This is a genomic window from Telluria sp. ZB4P34, assembly GCF_059686055.1.
The window spans coordinates 63933-83653 of the sequence record NZ_JCASIF010000008.1 but is presented as its reverse complement, the minus strand read 5'-3'; the positions used below and the strand labels follow the sequence as shown (position 1 = coordinate 83653).

Genomic DNA, 19721 nt, shown 5'->3' with positions numbered 1-19721 from the left:
GTTCACATGTTATGCCAGATGGCGAGCCGAGGCAAGCGGCGTCGATCGGATGGCCCGGCCAGGCTTCGCGCTACGCTTCAGAAATCGTAGCGAAAGCCGACCGCAAGAACATGCCCGCCACCGATCCAGGCATTCACGTCCGCCAATCCGCCCCGCGGCCCCGTCAGGGCGGCCGTGTCAGCTTCACGATACATTTCAGCAAAGAGCGTGTGCTGGTCGGACAGCTTGTAGTCGACGCCGGCATGGACGATATTGCCGCCGTAGTTTTCCAGTTTCGCAAGCATCAGCTTGAGGGTGCTCTTCCCCAGGACGTAACTGCCAAACAGATTGACGGCGCGATTGCCGTCGCTTGAAAAGCTGCCTGGCTGGCGATTGCCGGTGTCGAATATCTCGTACTTCATTGCGAGATACAGCTTGCCAAGCTGATGACTGGCGGACAGGCCGACCAGCCGGTTATGCCCATGGCCCGCATTGCCGCGGTCGTCGATACCCACGGCGATGCGGGTATCGCCATGGGTATAGGCGGCGCTCGCCTGCCAGCGCCGTGCAGCGATGCGCGAGGTCGAACGGAGGTTGGCAGCGCTGCCCGCGTACGCAGCGGCGAAGGACAGTCCCCTGAGCTCCGGCGATCGATACGCAAGCGTCCGGGAAACCCGGAACACGGTATAGGTCGCGAAACCGCTGTAGTAGGTGCTGAACATGTCGGTCGGTGCGGCAATCGCATTGTAGTAGGGCATCCACTGCTGGCCGTAGCTGATCGTGCCGAACCGCCCGCGCAACCCGATGTGGGCAAGCCGCAGCGGGTCTTCGCGGTCGTAGGGGTCGCGCAGCCGGACGTTGGCGGAATCGACGGGGACCTCGAGCTGTCCCACCAGCGCCAGCCCGGCATCGAGCGGATACTCGACCTTCACTCCCAGCCGCGAGTAGGCGTCCCGCACCGACGTGTACGCACCGAGGCGGTCGCGTCGGTCCGGGCTCACCCTTTCCGCTTGCATGCGCAGCGAACCGTACGCATCGACGACAAAGGGCGTTTGCGCTGCCGCCCCCTTGCAGCCCATGCAGACCGGGACGGCGAGCGCGACGGCTGCCCAGGGCGGACGACATTCAGCCATGCATCGCCCCGGCAAGCGTTAAGCGCCGCGCCGTGTGGATCGTCGGAGGCTGCGTGGAGAAAGCCGTTATTTCCATCATCAATTCGCGGACGCCATCCCAGACGATCTGCACGCCGAGACAGAGCAGGATGAAGGCCGTCAGCCGCAGGAAGACCGCCGTGCCGGCTTCGCCGATCAGGCGCAGGAAATGTTCCCCATAGCGGAAAGCGAGATACAGGAGGACGCCGATGACGGCCAGCGCCACCAGGGCGGCGCCCATGCGCGCCAGGGAAACGACGAGCTCCACATCGTGCAGGGTAACGCCGACGGTGATGGCGACGGAGATCGAGGCCGGACCGCAGCTGATGGGAAAGGTGAGTGGATAAAACGCCTGCCGGTGAGCATGGTCCGGCGTGAAGGCTTCCGCCAGGGCTGCCCGGCTGTCCTGGGTCTGCGGCGTGGCGCCCAGCAGGCGCCACGCGACCGAGGCCAGCAGCAGACCGCCCCCGATCCGCACGATGGGAAGCGAAATGCCGAAAAAATCGAGGACATACGAACCGATGAGCATCGACCCGCTCATCAGCCAGAACATATTGCGCGCGATACGGCGCGCCAACAGGGTGCGGGTCGCGGGCGAAGCGCCGTCGGTCATGCTCAGGAAGATGGGCGCCGTCGCGGCCGGATTGAGAATGGGCAGCATGGTCACCAGCACGAACAGGAAACTCCTGGCGGCTGCCAGCAACAGGTCGACTGTCATGGCACGCCGCATCGACCGTGTCCGGCCCCGGGCAGGGGCGGGACAGAAAGCCCGGGAAAGCGTAGGAAGTGCATCGTCATCTTTCGTGGATACGAGGGTCGTCGTACTAGGGAAAGACCGTGTCCGTGCGAGACCGGATCATGCGCGCCACCCACTCTACATGAAGACGCGGCATGGCGGACGCACGGCAGCCCTGGTGCGCAGGCGCGGCGGGAAGCCGTCCGCCATGGCGCATACGCCGCCGACGGGCGGGACACGCGTTCAATCGGGCTGTTGACAGGACCCGTGAATGATAAGCTTCCCCATGCTAGGACTGAAGGGTACGACCGGCGCCTCGTTCTTGCAACACGCCTGCGGCAGGCATGCCGGCGAATCGTCCCGGCTTCCCGCACCGCGCCGGCCTGCACGGCCCGTGGGGCGAACATCCGATGGGAGCGCGCCAGGCGATTCGCGCAGCGTTACAGTGAAGGAAATGCATCGATGTCCGATACCGATCCGAAGCAGACTGCCCATGCGGCCCCGCGCATGCGGATGCAGATCAATCCGCCCGTGTTCTTTATCTCGGCCTTCCTGATCCTTGCCTTCGTCCTGCTCGGCGCCCTGTTCCCGGACGGGGCGGGAAGCGTGTTCGCCACGCTCCAGGCCCATATCGTGCGTGACTTCGGCTGGTTCTATATCCTGGCCGTGGCCTTGTTCCTGATCTTCGTGATCTTCCTGATGCTGAGCCGGTACGGCGACGTCAAGCTCGGTCCCGACGACAGCGAGCCCGAATACAGCTACCTGTCCTGGTTCGCCATGCTGTTCAGCGCCGGCATGGGCATCGGCCTGCTGTTCTTCGGCGTCGCCGAGCCGATCCAGCATTATTCGCGGCCGCCGGTGGGCGAGGGCGGCACGGTCGAGTCGGCCCGCCAGGCGATGGTCCTGACTTTCTTTCACTGGGGCGTGCATGCCTGGGCAATCTATATCGTCATCGGGCTGGCGCTGGCCTACTTCGCGTTCCGGCGCGGCCTGCCGCTCACCCTGCGCTCGGCCCTGTTCCCACTGATCGGCAAGCGGATCCACGGTCCGATCGGCCACGTCATCGATATCTTCGCCGTGCTGGGCACCATGTTCGGTGTCGCGACCTCGCTGGGATTCGGCGTGCTGCAGGTCAATGCCGGCTTCGCCCACCTGTTCGGCCTCACCGTCAGCACGACGGTGCAGGTCATCCTGATCGTCGTCATCACCGGCCTCGCGACCCTGTCGGCCGGGATGGGACTCGACAAGGGCGTCAAGCGCCTGTCCGAACTCAACATCGTGCTGGCAGTCGCACTGCTCGTGTTCGTGCTGATTGCCGGGTCGACCGTTTTCCTGCTCCAGGCCTATGTCCAGAACATCGGCGCCTACCTGGGCGCGGTCGTGCAAAGGACTTTCCGCATGTACGCCTACGAGCCCAACACCTGGCTCGGCGACTGGACGCTGTTCTACTGGGGCTGGTGGATTTCGTGGTCGCCCTTCGTCGGCATGTTCATTGCCCGCATCTCGCGCGGACGCACCATCCGCGAGTTCGTGACCGGCGTCCTGTTCGTGCCGGTGCTGTTCACCTTCCTGTGGATGACCGTCTTCGGCAACACCGCCATCGCACTCGACCTGGGTGGCGTGGCGCCCATCGCGCGGACCGTCGCCGACAACCTGCCCGTGGCGCTGTTCGAGGTACTGGAGCAGTTGCCGCTCTCGACGATCGCTTCCGGCATCGCCACCCTGCTGGTGATTACCTTCTTCGTGACTTCCGCCGATTCGGGCGCCCTCGTGATCGACATGATCACCTCTGGCGCGGCGGAGAATCCGCCGGTCTGGCAGCGTGTCTTCTGGGCCATCTGCGCAGGCGTGGTGGCGGCCGTGCTGCTGGTCGCGGGAGGATTGCAGGCGCTCCAGACGGCGGCGCTCGCAAGCGCGCTGCCCTTCGCCATCATCATGCTGTTCATTTGCTACGGCCTGCTGCGGGCCTTGCAGACGGAAGTGAAGGGGGCCATCGACCTCTCGGCCGCCGTCGATACGCTGCCGGAATCCGCCAGCTTGAGCTGGCAGCAGCGCCTGAGCAACATCACCAGTTTCCACGACAAGGCCGAGATCAGCGTTTTCCTGGAGGAGACGGCGCGATCGGCGCTGGAAGCGGTGGAGGCCCAGATGCGGGAAAACGGCCTGGCGCCGGAATCGCACTATCGCGACGGCCAGCTCGACCTGCAGGTGCCGCACGGCGATCGCGGCGTGTTCCGGTACACGGTCCGCGCGCGCAGCTTCCGCTCTCCCAGCTTTGCCTGGGCCGGGACGAGCGGGGCGACGCAGGAACGCCGGCATTACCGGGCGATGGCCCAGGGCTCCGAGGGCGACCAGCAGCACGACGTGACCGGCTACACCCGCGACCAGCTGATCAACGACCTGCTGAACCGTTACGCCCGCTTCCGCCATGTGCGACGGCTGCCGTGACGGCGGCAGGCATGCGGTGCATTGCGGGTTCGAGGTAGCCAGCCCGTCCTCAGCGAGGCCTGCCCTGGCGCGCGGGCGCCGGCTGCCCATCGCTGTCTCGTATTTCCATCAGTCCCAGGTGGAGCTGTTGCAGCTGCGGCAGGATGCGCTTGCCGTCGCCGACGGCCACGACGCTCAGGCGCTCCGGTACCAGGTACTCGCGCGCCGCCGCCTGCACCTGCTCCGCCGTGACACCGGCGAGCTGGCCGGGCAGGCGGGCGTAGTAGTCGAGCGGCAGCCCGTAGATGAAGCTCTCGCTCAGGCTGGCGCCGATGTCGGCATTGGTTTCGAACTGCCCCGGCAGCGACAGCACCTGGGCGTCGCGCGCCGCGGCCAGCTCCGAAGCCGGCAGCGGTGCGTCGCGCATCCCGTTCACTTCCTTGAGGATCTCGCGCACCGAGTCGCCGGTGGCCTCGCGTTGCACGCTGCCGGCGATGACGAAGGGACCCGGCGTGCGGTCGTAGCGGAAGTACGAGGAAATGCCGTAGGTATAGCCCTTGGTCTCGCGCAGGTTGTCGTTGAGGCGGCTGGAGAACATGCCGCCGAGCGCACCGTTCATGACTTGCAGAGCTGCGAAGTCCTCGGTATCGCGGGCCACGCCGATGCCGGTCACCCGCAGTGCGGTCTGCACCGCGCCCGGCTGGTCCACGAGGACCAGGCGCGCCCGCGTTCCGGCGGGGTCGCCCGGGCCGCCGCCGGGCGCCTTGGCCTGCGGCCAGGCGCCAAAACGCGCCTCCGCCAGCGCCTTCAGTTCGGCGCGCGAGATATCGCCCGACACCACGAGCGCGGCATTGCCAGGCACGTAGTGGCGGCGCCAGAAGTCCACCAGGTCGTCGCGCGTCACGCTGCGGATCGCCGGCTCAGTGCCGAGCTGGCCGTAGCCTTTCGGATGCTTGCTGCCGTACAGCGCGCCGGCCGCGGCCACCGCCGCCACGGCTTCGGGGTCGTCGCGCTGCTGGATCAGGTCGCCAACCCGGCTGGCGCGCTGCCGCTCGACTTCCGCGATGGGGAAGGCGGGACGCTGCACGATGTCGGCCAACACGTCGAGCGCAGGGGCGAAGCTCGCGCGCAGCGACAGCAGCGACACGATGGACGCGTCCACGCTGCTGCCGGTATCGAGGAAGGCGCCGAGCTGCGCGATCTCGTCGGCGATCTGCGGGGCGCTGCGCGTGGCCGTGCCTTCTTCCAGCATCTGCACCGTGAAGCCGGCCAGGCCCGGCATGCCTTGCGGGTTGTCGGCGCTGCCGCTGCGCACCACCAGCTGGCTCGATACCAGGGGCAGGGCCGGGTTGTAATGGTGGATCACGGTGAGGCCGTTGGCGAGCCGGAATGACTCGCCCTGCGGCAGCGTGAAACGCGGCGCCGGGCCGGCCTTCGGCTTCTGCGCGCGCCATGGCTCGGGCGTGTTCATGGGCGGCAGGGTCGACGCACTCGCAGCGGGCTTGCCAGCCCTGGCCGCCCTTGGCGCACGCGGCAAGCGCGGATCGTCGATGACCGGCTTGCCCGGTAGGCCGGTGACGACCGCACGCGCCTCCCGGCGCAGGTAGCTGCGCACGACGCGCTGCACGTCGGCTGGCGTGATGCGGCGCAGGCGTTCCACGTCCTTGGCCAGGTAGCCGGGGTCGCCCGTGTACAGGTTGTAGTGGTTGAGCTGGTCTGCCAGCCCGTCGCCGCCGAGCTTTTCGACGGCGCTCAGGAGGGCCGTTTCGAGGCTGTTGCGGGCGCGCTCGACCTCGCGCTGCGAGGGGCCGTGCTCGCGCAGCTGGGCCAGCTCGGCGTCGATCGCTGCTTCCAGCTCGCGGGCGTCGTGTCCCGGGCGGGCGGTGACGTCGATGACGAAGGTCGAGGCGAGCCCCTGGGAATTCTGGCTGGCGTCCACGTCCTGGGCGATCTGGCGCTCGTAGACCAGTGTCTTGTACAGCCGGCTCGATTTGCCGCCGCCGAGGATCTCGGCCGCCACCGCCAGCTCGGCGTCGCCGGGCTGGTAGGCGGAAGGGGTGAGCCAGCCCATGAACACGCGCGGCAATTCCACGCGGTCGTGCACGACCACCCGGCGCTCGCTCGTGATCGGCGGCGTCAGCACGCTGGGACGCGCGACCGGCGGGCTGCGCTTCAGGCTGCCGAAGTAGCGCTCGACCAGCGCGCGCGCCTTGGCCTTGTCGATGTCGCCGGCGATGACGATGCTGGCGTTGTTCGGGCCGTAGTAGCGCGCGAAAAACTCGCGCACGTCGTCCAGCTTCGCGCCCTGGATGTCGGCGTGCGAGCCGATGATCGAAGCGTAGTAGGGGTGGCCTTTCGGGAACAGCGCATGCGCCAGCGCTTCTTCCACCAGGCCGTAGGGTTCGTCCTCGACGGTCTGGCGGCGCTCGTTGCGCACCACGTCCTGCTGGATGCTGAGCGCTTTCTGGTCGAGCACGTCGAGCAGGTAGCCCATGCGGTCGGCGTGCACCCACAGCGCCAGTTCCAGCTGGTTGGACGGCACGGTGTCGTAGTAGCTGGTCTGGTCGTAGCCTGTGCCGCCGTTGCTGTCGGTGGCGCCGGCGCCCTCCAGCAGGCGGTCGGCCACGCCGCGCGGGATGTGGCGCGTCTGCGCGAACATCATGTGCTCGAACAGGTGGGCGAAGCCGGTCAGCCCGGGCGCCTCGTTGGCGGGACCGACGTGGTACCAGATGTTGACCGCGACGATCGGCAGGCGCCGGTCTTCGACCAGGATCAGCTGCAGGCCGTTGGACAGCGTGGTTTTTTCGAAAGCGACAGTGGGCAGGGGCGTCGGCGCGGTCTGGGCGCCGGAAGGTGGAGCGAATGTGGTCATTATCGATATCAGGACGAGCAGCCGGAAGTATCTCATGTAGTGCTCCTTCAGTGGCGCTCAATGGCAGGCCTGTGGCAACTCAGTGGCGATTCAGTGGCAATTCAGTGGCAATTCAGTGGCAATTCAGTAACAGCGTGCCAAGGATTCAATGGCAACGGCCACGCCCGTGGTCCGGCGTGGCGCCCGCCGGCACCCGTCCCGGGTCGGCCGGCAGGAAGCGCCATGCATAGGCGCCGTCGAGCAGGCGCAGCTCCAGCACGCCGTCGTAGCTGGCTTCGCGCACTTCGCTGTGGGGCGTGAACTGCAGGAAGGGCGTGGCATAGGCGCCCCCGGTACCGACCACGAACTGGCGCACGCCCCTGGCCCGGTCGAGCCGGCCGTCGGCATCCTGCGGTGCGAAGCGTTCGTAGTCGTGGTCGTGGCCGGACAGGACGATCTCGGCGCCGGCCGCGTGCAGCAGCGCGAAGGCATCGCGCATGCGCCCCTGGTAGCCGATGTGGCCGCCCGAGGTGTACAGCGGATGGTGCCAGAAGGCGAGAGTGCAGGCGGCTTTTTCGCTCGCCAGCGTGTCGCGCAGCCAGGCGATCTGCCCGGCGTGCGCCGCACCCGTCAGGTTGCTGTCGAGCGACAGCACCAGCCAGCTGCCGAGCCGCAGGCGGTACCAGCTCCGTCCTTCGGGCCTGGCCCGCGCGCCGAAATAGGCGAAGTAGGGAGCGGCGCCGGGTGTCGCATATTCGTGGTTGCCGGGCGTCGGCCAGGTGCGTTCGCGAAAGCGCCCCCACGTCGGACCATAGCAGCGTTCGAACTCGCTCGCTGCGCCGACCGGGTAGGTGTGGTCGCCCAGCGTCAGCACGGCTGAGCGCGGATTGGCGCGCAACAGGGGCTCCACCAGCCTGGCGGTGGCCGCGGCGCCGGACCAGCGCGGGTCGGGGTGCTTGCAGCGCGCGATGTCGCCCGCCGCATAGACCGTGTACACGGTGGAGGCGTCAGGGGGCGCGGCTTGCGCACTCCCCGGACCGGCGGCTGCGAGCAGCGCCAGCCCGCCCAGCAGGCGCGGCGCCATCGGGATCATCGCGGGCACGCTCGCATGTGGACTTACTCGATGAAGCGCAGCAGGCCGCGCAGCGCATGCGCCACGGTCTGCTCGCGCACCGCCTTGCGGTCGCCCTGGAATACCAGCCGCTCGGTATAGGTCGTGTCGCCGCGCGACCAGCCGAAGCACACGGTGCCCACCGGCTTGCCGGGTACGGCGCCGGTCGGGCCGGCGATGCCGGTGGTCGACACCGCGACGTCGGCCGTGCTATTCGCGAGCGCGCCCTCGGCCATCTTGCCCGCGACTTCCTCGCTCACCGAGCCGAACTGCGCGATGAGCGCGGCCGGCACGTCCAGCAGCTCGGTTTTCGAACGGTTGGAATAGGTGACGAAGCCGCAGTCGAACCATCCGGTGGAACCCGGGATTTCGGTGATCGCCTGGGACACGCCGCCTCCAGTGCAGGATTCGGCGGTGGCCAGCACCAGGCGCTTGGCCTCGAGCGCCCGGCCAACTTGGGTAGCAAGATCTAGGATGTCGTTCGTCACGTGAGGCTCCTTTGAGTACGGCGGTTTCCTGGACAATTCGCGGCGGGCCGGCGCTGTGGCGCGCACCGGCGGCGCGTGGGTTCATTCTAGCGCTCTCCGCGTGCCGCCGGCACGGAAAGATTGCACGAAACACGCAGGCGCCTATCCGCTGCATGAGCCGGGCCAGCAAGACTGGGGGAATCTCGGAAAGTTCCGTGCGACATGTGGCGAGGCGCTCGGCTATCCTGTGGGCGCCGGCGCGCTCACCCGGCAGGTCTCGTATTAATACCATTTCCGTCTTCCGTAGGACCCTGGATGCCGCTCGAACGACATGCGCGTGACCGGAAGGGGGCGGCGCAGGCCTGCGGCACTGCCGCAATGGCGCTCCTTGCGCTCCCTGCGCCTCTTCTGTCCCGGCCGGTGGACCGGCATTTCCGCGCCGGAGGCCGCGGCGCGCCCCGCCGGCCGGCGCCGGAGGCCGCATGAGCCCGCGCCGCTCGATCCGCAGCAAACTGGTGAGGGCGGTGATGACGACCACGCTGGTCGCCCTGCTGGTGTCGGTGGCGGTGATCATCTTCTATGACCTGCGCAGCTACCACCGCAGCCTCATGAACGACCTGGCCACCCAGGCCGAGCTGGTCGGCCACATGACCTCGGCCGCGCTGAGCTTCGACGACCCGCGCCTGGCCAACGAAAACCTGGCGCTGCTGCGCACCCGCCCGATGGTGCGCGCCGCCGCCATCTACGACGCGGACGGCGCGCTGTTTGCCTCGTACCAGGCGCCGGGCGAGGCGCAGGGGCTGCCCGCGACCCTGCCGGCGGCCGCCGCCGGAGACGAGCGCCACCTGGTCATCCACCAGCGCATCGTCGAGAACGGCGACGTGCTCGGCACCGTGTACCTGCGCGCCGAAAACCAGCTGCTGGCGCGCACCCGCGACTACCTGGGCATCGCGCTGGGGGTGACGCTGCTGGCGATGGGCGTGGCCTACCTCCTGATGCGCAGGATGGGGCACGTGGTGACGGCGCCGATCGTGGCCATCACCGAGATCGCGCGCGACGTCGTCGCCACCCGCGACTATTCGCGCCGCGCGCCGCGCATCAGCAACGACGAGGCGGGGGAGCTGGTCGATTCCTTCAACGCCATGCTGATCGAGATCGAGGGACGCACGCGCGAACTGGAGACCTCCAGCAGCGAGATCGCGCGCGAGGCGGCGGAGCGTTCGCGCGCGCAACAGGAAGTCATGCGCCTGAACGAGCAGCTCGAGCAGCGCGTGGACGAGCGCACCCTGCAGCTGGCGCTGGCCAACGCCGAGCTGGCCAACGCGATTGAAGAGGCGCGCAGCGCCAACCAGGCCAAGTCGGCCTTCCTGTCCTCGATGAGCCACGAGCTGCGCACGCCGCTCAACGCGATCCTCGGCTTCGCCCAGATCCTCACTTCCGACACGCTGCCCTCGACGCTCGAGCAGAAGAAGGAATTCGCCAGCCATATATTGAAAAGCGGCCGCCACCTGCTCACCCTCATCAACGAGATCCTCGACCTGGCCAAGGTAGAGTCGGGCACGGTGACGCTGTCGATGGAACCGGTGGCGCTCAGCGACACGCTGGCGGAGACGCGCACGATGGTCGAGCCGATTGCTGCCGGCCGCGGCGTGCGCGTGCTGTTCCCGGAGACGCCGGGCGCCGTGGTGCTGGCCGACCGAACGCGCCTGAAGCAGGTGCTGCTCAACCTGCTGTCGAACGCGGTGAAATACAACCGCGAGTCCGGCGCCGTGGTCGTGACCTGCGAGCAGGTGTCGCCGACCCGGCTGCGCCTGTCGGTGCAGGACACAGGCGCCGGCCTCGATGCCGAGCAGGTGGCGAGCCTGTTCCAGCCTTTCAACCGGCTCGGCCAGGAAGGCGGCAGCCAGGAGGGCACCGGCATCGGCCTGGTGGTCACCAAGCGCCTGGTCGAACTGATGGGCGGCGATATCGGCGTCACCAGCAGCCCCGGCGTGGGCAGCGTGTTCTGGATCGAGCTGGCCAGCACGGCGCCGCTGGCGGCCCGGGCGGCGGAAGGGCCGCCCGGCGAAACGGCCGAGGCCCAGGCCCGGCCCGACGAAGACGGCGCACGGCCGGACCCGCACCTGCTGTTGTATGTCGAGGACAATCCGGCCAACCTGCGCCTGGTGGAAGAGATCGTGCGCTTCCGCCACGACCTGCGCCTGCTGTCGGCGCACGACGGCCACATCGGCCTGTCGCTGGCGCGCGCCCACCGGCCCGAGATCATCCTGATGGACCTGAACCTGCCGGGCATGAGCGGCATCGAGGTGCTCAGGCAGCTGCGCGCCGATTCGGTTACCGCCGGCATTCCCGTCATCGCCCTCACCGCCAACGCCATGCAGCGCGACATCGAGCGCGGCCTGGCGGCGGGCTTCACCCGTTACCTGACCAAACCGATCGACATCGACAAGTTCACCGAAGCGATCAACAGTACGCTGGCGCAGCCTCGAACCGCCGAAGGCGGAACAATGGCCGCGCCGGCCGCAAGGAAGGCCGAATGATTTCACTGAACGACATCCGCCGCGCGCGCATCCTCGTCGTGGACGACGAACCCGTCAACGTCCAGCTGCTCGAGTACCTCCTCAAGACGACCGGCTACGAGAACGTCTCCAGCACGAACGACCCGCGCCAGGTTGTGTCGCTGCACCTGAAGCACCGCTACGACCTGATCATCCTCGACCTGCACATGCCTGGCATGGACGGCTTCGACGTGATGGAAGCGCTCAAGCCGCTCGAGAGCGATTCCTGGCTGCCGGTGCTGGTGGTGACGGCCGAGCCGGACAAGAAGCTTGCCGCGCTGGAGGCGGGCGCGCGCGACTTCATCGGCAAGCCCTTCGATACGGTCGAGGTCATGACGCGCATCCGCAACCTGCTCGAAGTGCGCCTGCTGCACCGCGAGTCGCAGGACTACGGCGTGCAGCTCGAGCGCGAGGTGCGCGAGCGCACCGCCGAGCTGGCGCGCTTTCGCGGCGCGATGGACGCGACGCCGGATGCGATCTTCCTGATCGACACCGCCAGCATGGCGATGGTCGATGTATCGGACGGCGCCTGCCGCATGCTGGGCTTCTCGCGCGAAGCGCTGCTGCGCATCGACCCGGTGGCGCTGGGGCTGGCCACGCGCGGACTGCTGGAGCGCCACCTGGCGGCCGACGCGGTCGCCACCGGTGGGCCGTCGGCGGCGCCGGGCGAGGCGACCCAGGCGCGCAGCTTCGGCGCGCTGCCGGGCGATATCGTCGAGACCGAGCTGCTGCGCGCCGGCGGGCAGGGGGCGGTGCCGGTCGAGATCAGCTGGAAGCTGCAGGACCTGGGGAAAAGCCGCATGCTGATCGCGGTGGCGCGCGACATCAGCGAGCGCCAGCATGCGCAGGAGCGCATCCGCCACATGGCCAGCTACGACGCGCTCACCGGCCTGCCGAACCGCACCCTGTTCTTCCAGAACCTGCGCGATGCGATCGAGCTGGCGCGCGACAAGAACTGGCGCGTGGCGGTGCTGTGCATCACGCTCGACCGCTTCAAGATCATCAACGATTCGCTCGGCACCGCGCTCGGCGACGAGCTGCTGCGCCAGTTCAGCACACGCCTGGTGCGCTGCGTGCGCCTGCGCGACACGGTCGGCCGCCTGGGCGGCGACGAATTCGCGCTGATCCTCACCATGACGCGCGACCAGCAGGAAGCGGTGAACGTGGCCAACGAGGTCCGCGAAACCCTGCGCGCGCCCTTCGACCTGCACGGCCAGCAGGCCGCGCTCACTGCCAGCATCGGCATCGCCATGTATCCGGAAGATGCGACCGAGCCGGGCACGCTGGTCAAGTACGCCGACACCGCGATGGTGCGCGCCAAGGGAGCGGGGCGCGACGGCTACCGCTTCTTCACCGCCGGGATGAACGTGCAGGTGCTGGCGCGCCTCGACCTCGAGCTGGCGCTGCGCGGCGCCCTCGAGGGCGGCCAGTTCGTGCTGTATTACCAGCCCAAGCTGGAACTGAACACCGGACGCATCTCGGGCGTGGAAGCGCTGCTGCGCTGGAATCGTCCCGGCTTCGGGCTGGTGTACCCCGCCGAATTCGTGCCGGTGATGGAAGAGACGGGGCTGGTGGTGCGGGTCGGCGAATGGGTTGTCGACGAGGCCTGCCGCCAGATCGCGGCCTGGAACGCGCAAGGAGTGCGCGACGTGCGGGTGGCGGTGAACGTGTCGAGCCGCCAGTTCGTGGAGGGCGACCTGGAAGGCGTGATCCGCACCGCATTGCAGCGCCACGAGGTCGAGCCCGGCCTGCTCGAGCTGGAGCTGACCGAGAGCGCGCTGATGTCGAATGCCGAGCACACCATCGCGGTGCTGGGGCGCCTGAAGGAACTCGGCATCAGGATCGCGATCGACGACTTCGGCACCGGTTATTCGAGCCTGGCCTACCTGAAGCGCTTCCCGATCGACAAGCTGAAGATCGACATCGCCTTCGTGCGCGACATCGTGACCACCCCTGACGATGCGGCGATCGCGCTGGCGATCATCAGCATGGCGCACAGCCTGCACATGCAGGTGATCGCGGAGGGCGTGGAAACGCGCGCGCAGATGGCGTATTTGCGGCGCCACCGCTGCGACGAGATCCAGGGCTTTCACTTCTCACGCGCGCTGCCGAGCGAGGAACTGGCCCGGCTGGTGCAGGAAAACCGCGCCCAGCCCGACCAGCCGCCAGCCCAGGACGACAAGGTGCAGACCCTGCTCATCGTGGACGACGACGTCAATGTCCTCACCGCGCTGCACCGCCTGTTCAGGCGCGACAACTACCGGGTGCTGACGGCTTCCACGCCGACCGAGGGCTTCGAGCTGCTGGCGCTATACCGGGTGCAGGTGATCCTGTGCGACCAGCGCATGCCGGTCATGAGCGGCACCGAATTCCTCAGCAAGGTCAAGGAGATGTATCCCGAGACCATCCGCGTCATCCTGTCGGGCGATACCGGGGTGGAAACGGTGCTCGATTCGATCAACCGCGGGGCGATCTACCGCTTCTACACGAAGCCCTGGCATGACCTGCAGCTGCGCGAGAACATCCGGCTGGCGTTCCGGCATTACTGGCTGACGTATGGGCCCTACGACGACCGCAAGACGCCGCGCGAGGAATCGAACGCCGGCTGAACGCGCGTTCGGCCAAGCCGAACACCCTACGGTATCGTGGTTTTCGTAGGGTGGTCGGCTATGCCGACCGCGCGTTCAACTGAAATGGTCCCAGCCGCTCAGCTCGAGGTCGAGCGGCGCTCCCTGCGCGTCCACGAAGCGCAGCCCCGGCTCCGCCTCGATCCGGCCCACGCGCGTTACCGGCGTCCCACTCGCGCGCCCCGCTTCCAGGACCGCCTCCCGATGCGCCGCCGGCGCCGTGAAGCACAACTCGTAATCATCCCCGCCCGCGGCCGTGAACCTGCGCCGCAGCGCCGGCGCCTGCCGCGCCAGCACCGGCCCCGCCGGCAGCGCATCGACATCCAGCGTCGCGCCTGCGTTCGAGGCCGCCAGGATATGCCCGAGGTCGCCCACCAGCCCGTCCGAGATGTCGAGCGCGGCATGGGCGATCGGCAGCTGCGCCAGCGCGAGGCCGAGGGCCACGCGCGGCGTCGGCATGTGCATCCGCTGCGCCGCCTGCGCGTGGGCGTCGGCGGACAAGTCCACTTCCTTCCAGTAGGCGGCCAGGGCCAGGCGCGCATCGCCCAGCGTCCCGGAAATCCAGAGGTCGTCGCCTGCCCGCGCCGCATCGCGCCGCAGCGCGTGACCCGGCGCCAGTTCGCCGAACACCGTGATGCAGATGTTGAGCGGCCCCCTGGTGGTGTCGCCCCCGACCAGTTCGCACCCGTGTGCATCGGCCAGCGCGAACAGGCCGCGCGAGAAGCCGTCCAGCCATGCCGGGTCGGCCGCGGGCAGGCTGAGGGCCAGCGTGAAGCCGACGGGACGCGCGCCCATCGCCGCCAGGTCAGACAGGTTCACGGCCAGGCTTTTATGGCCCAGCATGAAGGGATCGGCGCCGGCGAAGAAATGCCGGTCCTCGACCAGCATGTCACTGGATATCGCCAGCTGGCGGCCGGGGGCGGGAGTGAGCAGGGCGCAGTCGTCGCCGATGCCGAGATCGGCCCGGCCGGGACGGTCGCGCTTGAAAAACTGCTTGATGAGGTCGAATTCGGAAAGCATGGGTCGATTGTATCGCCCGGCGGGCCTGCCGACGAATTGTCAGTGCGACAAGGACAGGTAGCAAAACTATAGGCCCGGCATCTAAATAGGTGGCAAATATCAGCTCGGCTTCTAGATAGAAGCGCTGCTTGTTGAAAATACGTAGCCTTTGACAAGTGCTCGTCTGATAAAATTGGAGGTTCCCCTCTAGTTTCAGGAAGGCTGCCCGGCATGGACTCGTCATCGGACAAGAAAGAAGAATTGCGTCAACAACTGCGTGCAGCGGCACTCGAATACCACCAGATTCCCCGCCCCGGCAAGATCAGCGTCACCCCGACCAAGGGCCTGCTGAACCAGCGCGACCTGGCCCTGGCCTATTCGCCCGGCGTGGCCGCACCTTGCGAGGAGATCGTCAAGGACCCGGCCAACTCGTACAAGTACACGGCGCGCGGCAACCTGGTCGCCGTGATCTCGAACGGCACCGCCGTCCTCGGCCTGGGCAACATCGGCCCGCTGGCCTCCAAGCCGGTCATGGAAGGCAAGGGCGTGCTGTTCAAGAAGTTCGCCGCGATCGACGTGTTCGACATCGAGATCGCCGAGAACGACCCGGACAAGCTGGTCGACATCATCGCCGCGCTCGAGCCGACCTTCGGCGGCATCAACCTCGAGGACATCAAGGCGCCCGAGTGCTTCTACATCGAGCGCAAGCTGCGTGAGCGGATGAAGATCCCGGTCTTCCACGACGACCAGCACGGCACCGCCATCATCGTCGGCGCCGCCATCCTCAATGGCCTGAAGGTGGTCGGCAAGGATATCAAGCACTGCAAGCTGGTGGTGTCCGGCGCCGGCGCGGCCGCGCTGGCCTGCCTCGACCTGATCGTCGACCTTGGCTTCCCGATCGAGAACATCTTCGTGACCGACCTGGCCGGCGTGGTCTACAAGGGCCGTCCTGAACTGATGGACCCGGACAAGGAGCGCTTTGCGCAGGAGACTCCGCACCGCTCGCTGCTTGAGGTGATCCCGGGCGCCGACATCTTCCTCGGCCTGTCGGCCGGCGGCGTGCTGAAGCAGGACATGGTCGCCAGGATGGGCCCGAACCCGCTGATCCTGGCCCTGGCCAACCCGAATCCGGAAATCCTGCCGGAAGACGTCAAGGCCGTGCGCAGCGACGCCATCATCGCCACCGGCCGTTCGGACTACCCGAACCAGGTCAACAACGTCCTGTGTTTCCCCTACATGTTCCGCGGCGCGCTGGACTGCGGCGCGACCACCATCACCCGCGAGATGGAAATCGCGGTGGTGCATGCGATCGCCGACCTGGCCCACGCCGAGCAGTCGGACATCGTGGCCTCGGCCTACGGCATCAATAACCTGTCGTTCGGGCCGGAATACCTGATCCCGATGCCCTTCGATCCGCGCCTGCTGACCCACATCGCCCCGGCGGTGGCCAAGGCGGCCCAGGACGGCGGCGTCGCCACCCGCCCGATCGAAGACCTGGCCGCCTACGCCGACAGCCTGCAGCAGTTCGTGTACCGCAGCGGCACCTTCATGAAGCCGCTGTTCTCGGTGGCCAAGAAGGCGCCGATGGAAGCCAAGCGCATCGTCTACGCCGAAGGCGAGGACGAGCGCGTGCTGCGCGCGGTGCAGGTGGTGGTCGACGAGAAGCTGGCGCGCCCGATCCTGGTCGGCCGTCCGGCGGTGCTGGAAAAGCGCATCGAGAAGTTCGGCCTGCGCCTCAAGCTCGGCCAGCACGTCGACGTGATCAACCCCGACTTCGACGAGCGCTACCGCGACTACTGGCAGGCCTATTACGAGCTGGGCATGCGCAAGGGCGTGACCATCGACATGGCCAAGCTCGAGATGCGCCGCCGCCATACCCTGATTGGCGCCATGATGGTCAAGAAGGGCGATGCCGACGGCCTGATCTGCGGCACCTACGGCACCACCCAGATGCACCTGCACTACATCGACCAGGTACTGGGCAAGCGCGCGGGCAGCAACGTGTACGCGGCGATGAACTTCCTGATCACCCAGGACCGCCAGCTGGCCATCGTCGACACCCACGTCAACGAGAACCCGAATGCGCAGGAACTGGCCGAGATCACGGTGATGGCCGCCGAGGAGATGGAACGCTTCGGCATCCAGCCGCGCGCGGCCCTGCTGTCGCATTCGAACTTCGGCACCTCCAACAGCGAGTCGGCGCGCAAGATGCGCTCGGTGCTGCCGCTGGTACAGGCCATGAAGCCGGGCCTGGAAATCGACGGCGAGATGCACGGCGACACCGCGATCGAAGCCAAGGTGCGCGTCAAGATCATGCCGAATTCGGCGCTCACCGGCGACGCCAACCTCCTGGTGATGCCGAATATCGACGCCGCCAACATCTCCTACAACCTGGTCAAGAGCGCCGCCGGCAACGGCATTGCGGTCGGCCCGGTGCTGCTGGGCTGCGCCCGGCCGGTGCATATCCTGACGCCGTCGGCCACCGTGCGCCGCATCGTCAACATGACCGCGTTGTGCGTCGTCGACGCGGTATCGCAGCGCTGAATCAGCACTAAACGCGCCTTAAAACACTCCTGAAGCGGCGTCTTTGCGCCGTCTCAGGAGTGTTTGTCTTTAAGTTTGAATGTTTGTCTTCGCACAAATACAACGGTAACAATCCGTAAGCGGGCGACGGGTCACATCCGTTTCAGTGCATAATGTCGAGATAAATTGTTGCATTTATTACACGTATTTCTAACGTGTAAGGGTGTCAACATGCCCTCTCTGATACAATCCCGGCTTTCCTGACTCTGGCTGCCTGCGAGATCATTCTAGAACCAAGAACATGCAAACAACGAAAAGAGCCCTGATCACTGGCATTACCGGCCAGGATGGCGCCTACCTGGCGCAGATTCTCCTGGAAAAAGGTTACCACGTGACCGGCACCTTCCGCCGCTCCAGCTCGGTCAACTTCTGGCGCATCGAAGAGCTCGGCATCGACAAGCATCCGAACCTGGCGCTGGTCGAGTACGACCTGACCGACCTGTCCTCGAGCATCCGCCTGGTCGACAGCAGCCGGCCGGACGAGGTATACAACCTGGCAGCGCAGAGCTTCGTTGGCGTCTCGTTCGAGCAGCCGGTCACCACCGCCTCGATCACCGGCCTGGGCGCCGTCAACCTGCTGGAAGCGATCCGCATCGTCAACCCGAAGATCCGCTTCTACCAGGCCTCCACCTCCGAGATGTTCGGCAAGGTGCAGGCCATTCCGCAGGTCGAGGAAACGCCTTTCTATCCACGCAGCCCGTATGGCGTGGCCAAGCTGTATGCGCACTGGATGACCGTTAACTACCGCGAGTCCTACGACATCTTCGGTTCCTCGGGCATCCTGTTCAACCACGAATCGCCGCTGCGCGGCCGCGAGTTTGTCACCCGCAAGATCACCGACTCGGTCGCCAAGATCGTCCTGAACAAGCTCGACGTGCTCGAGCTGGGCAACCTCGACGCCAAGCGCGACTGGGGCTTCGCCAAGGAATACGTCGAAGGCATGTGGCGCATCCTGCAGGCCGACGAGCCGGACACCTTCGTGCTGGCCACCAACCGCACCGAGACCGTGCGCGACTTCGTCACCATGGCCTTCAAGGGCGCCAACATCGCCATCGAATTCAGTGGCGAAGGCGAGAACGAAGTGGGCCATTGCGCCCGTACCGGGAAGCCGCTGGTGCGTGTGTCGCCGAAGTTCTACCGCCCGGCCGAAGTCGACCTGCTCATCGGCGACCCGGCCAAGGCCAAGCGCGTGCTCGGCTGGGAGCCGACAACCACGCTCGAAGAGTTGTGCCAGATGATGGTCGACGCCGACCTGCGTCGCAACGAAATCGGATTTTCGTTCTAGATCATGGAACGCATGGCCACGGATGACATCCCGGCGTTCATCGGCGGGAGAGAAGGCGAGGGACGCCGCGCGCTCGTCACGGGCCTGCGTGGTTTCACCGGCTACTACATGGCGCAGGAGCTCAGCGCCGCCGGCTACCGTGTCTATGGCACGGTCATGCCCGGCGAGGAGCTCGGCCCCGACATTCATCCGGTCGACCTGTGCGACCGTGAAGCCGTGGCGCGCGTGGTCGACATGGTGGCGCCCGACGTGGTCGTGCACCTGGCCGGCATCGCCTTCGTGGCCCACACGAATACCGAGCTGATCTACCGTGTCAACGTGGTCGGCACGCGCAACCTGCTGGAGGCGCTGGCCGATGGCAAGCACCGCCCCACCAGTGTGCTGCTGGCCTCCTCGGCCAATATCTACGGCAATGCCAGCGTCCCCGTCATCGACGAGAACGTGCCCCCTTGCCCGGCCAACGACTATGCCGTCAGCAAGCTTTCCATGGAATACATGGCGCGCCTGTGGATGGACAAGCTGCCGATCACCATCGCGCGCCCGTTCAACTATACCGGCCTGGGGCAGACCGAGAACTTCCTGCTGCCCAAGATCGTCTCGCATTTCCGCCGCAACGAAAAGCGCATCGAGCTGGGCAACCTGGCGATCGCGCGCGACTTTTCCGACGTGCGCATGGTGGCCCGGGCCTACCGCCGCCTGCTGGCCGTGGCGCCTGCCGGCGAAGCCTTCAACGTCTGCTCGGGAAGCTCGCATTCGCTGGCCAACCTGATCGACATGATGAGCGAGATCGCCGGCTACCACATCGATGTGCACGTCAACCCGGCGTTCGTGCGCGCCAACGACGTGCTCACGCTGTCGGGCAGCAACAGCAAGCTCACCGCCGTCATCGGCCAACTCGACCCGACGCCGCTGTCCGAGACGCTGCGCTGGATGTACCAGGCGTGAGT

12 protein-coding genes are annotated in these 19721 nt (G+C 67.0%); 6 read left to right on the top strand and 6 right to left on the bottom strand.

Going from position 1 to position 19721, the window contains the following annotated elements:
• Positions 1-77 precede the first annotated feature (77 nt).
• Together AC56KL_RS14660 and AC56KL_RS14655 are read right to left on the bottom strand one after the other, a co-directional pair.
• Positions 78-1112 (bottom strand): porin, encoded by a 1035-nt coding sequence (locus tag AC56KL_RS14660; RefSeq protein ID WP_497180891.1) that lies wholly within the window; start codon positions 1110-1112, stop codon positions 78-80.
• Positions 1105-1848, bottom strand: a complete 744-nt coding sequence (locus AC56KL_RS14655) for a MarC family protein (protein ID WP_497180890.1) — start codon at positions 1846-1848, stop codon at positions 1105-1107. The genes AC56KL_RS14660 and AC56KL_RS14655 overlap by 8 nt, the downstream gene beginning before the upstream one ends.
• Positions 1849-2328: 480 nt before the next feature.
• Here AC56KL_RS14655 and AC56KL_RS14650 point away from each other — a divergent pair, with 480 nt between their 5' ends.
• Positions 2329-4314 (top strand): BCCT family transporter, encoded by a 1986-nt coding sequence (locus AC56KL_RS14650; protein WP_497180889.1) that lies wholly within the window; start codon positions 2329-2331, stop codon positions 4312-4314.
• A 49-nt stretch (positions 4315-4363) separates the two neighbouring features.
• Here AC56KL_RS14650 and AC56KL_RS14645 read toward each other — a convergent pair whose 3' ends face one another.
• The 3 genes from AC56KL_RS14645 to AC56KL_RS14635 form a co-directional block, all read right to left on the bottom strand.
• Positions 4364-7165, bottom strand: a complete 2802-nt coding sequence (locus tag AC56KL_RS14645) for a M16 family metallopeptidase (RefSeq protein WP_497180888.1) — start codon at positions 7163-7165, stop codon at positions 4364-4366.
• Positions 7166-7310: 145 nt separating this feature from the next.
• Positions 7311-8237, bottom strand: a complete 927-nt coding sequence (locus AC56KL_RS14640) for a metallophosphoesterase family protein (protein WP_497181008.1) — start codon at positions 8235-8237, stop codon at positions 7311-7313.
• 23 nt (positions 8238-8260) lie between these two features.
• Positions 8261-8743: a CinA family protein gene (locus AC56KL_RS14635; protein WP_497180887.1), complete on the bottom strand. Its 483-nt coding sequence runs from the start codon at positions 8741-8743 to the stop codon at positions 8261-8263.
• Positions 8744-9204: 461 nt separating this feature from the next.
• Between AC56KL_RS14635 and AC56KL_RS14630 the strand changes: the two genes are divergently transcribed.
• Entirely contained in the window at positions 9205-11262 is a 2058-nt protein-coding gene (locus AC56KL_RS14630) for a sensor histidine kinase, YfiR-like protein-associated (protein ID WP_497180886.1), read from the top strand.
• Positions 11259-13889 (top strand): EAL domain-containing protein, encoded by a 2631-nt coding sequence (locus tag AC56KL_RS14625; protein WP_497180885.1) that lies wholly within the window; start codon positions 11259-11261, stop codon positions 13887-13889. Before AC56KL_RS14630 ends, AC56KL_RS14625 begins: the two co-directional genes overlap by 4 nt.
• 75 nt (positions 13890-13964) lie before the next feature.
• Here the strand turns inward: AC56KL_RS14625 and thiL are convergent, their stop codons facing one another.
• On the bottom strand, positions 13965-14927 hold the full coding sequence (thiL, locus tag AC56KL_RS14620; protein ID WP_497180884.1) for a thiamine-phosphate kinase: 963 nt from the start codon (positions 14925-14927) through the stop codon (positions 13965-13967).
• A 210-nt stretch (positions 14928-15137) separates the two neighbouring features.
• Between thiL and AC56KL_RS14615 the strand changes: the two genes are divergently transcribed.
• From AC56KL_RS14615 to AC56KL_RS14605, 3 genes are all read left to right on the top strand, one after another.
• The gene (locus AC56KL_RS14615) at positions 15138-17450 is read left to right on the top strand and encodes an NADP-dependent malic enzyme (RefSeq protein ID WP_497180883.1); all 2313 of its coding nucleotides are present in this window, start codon (positions 15138-15140) and stop codon (positions 17448-17450) included.
• Between the two features lie 280 nt (positions 17451-17730).
• Positions 17731-18774 carry a GDP-mannose 4,6-dehydratase gene (gene gmd, locus AC56KL_RS14610; protein WP_497180882.1) on the top strand — a complete coding sequence of 348 codons (1044 nt, stop codon included), beginning with the start codon at positions 17731-17733 and terminating at the stop codon, positions 18772-18774.
• A gap of 12 nt (positions 18775-18786) precedes the next feature.
• Complete coding sequence (locus AC56KL_RS14605; protein ID WP_497180881.1) at positions 18787-19719, top strand: GDP-mannose 4,6-dehydratase; 933 nt, start codon at positions 18787-18789, stop codon at positions 19717-19719.
• Positions 19720-19721: the final 2 nt, after the last annotated feature.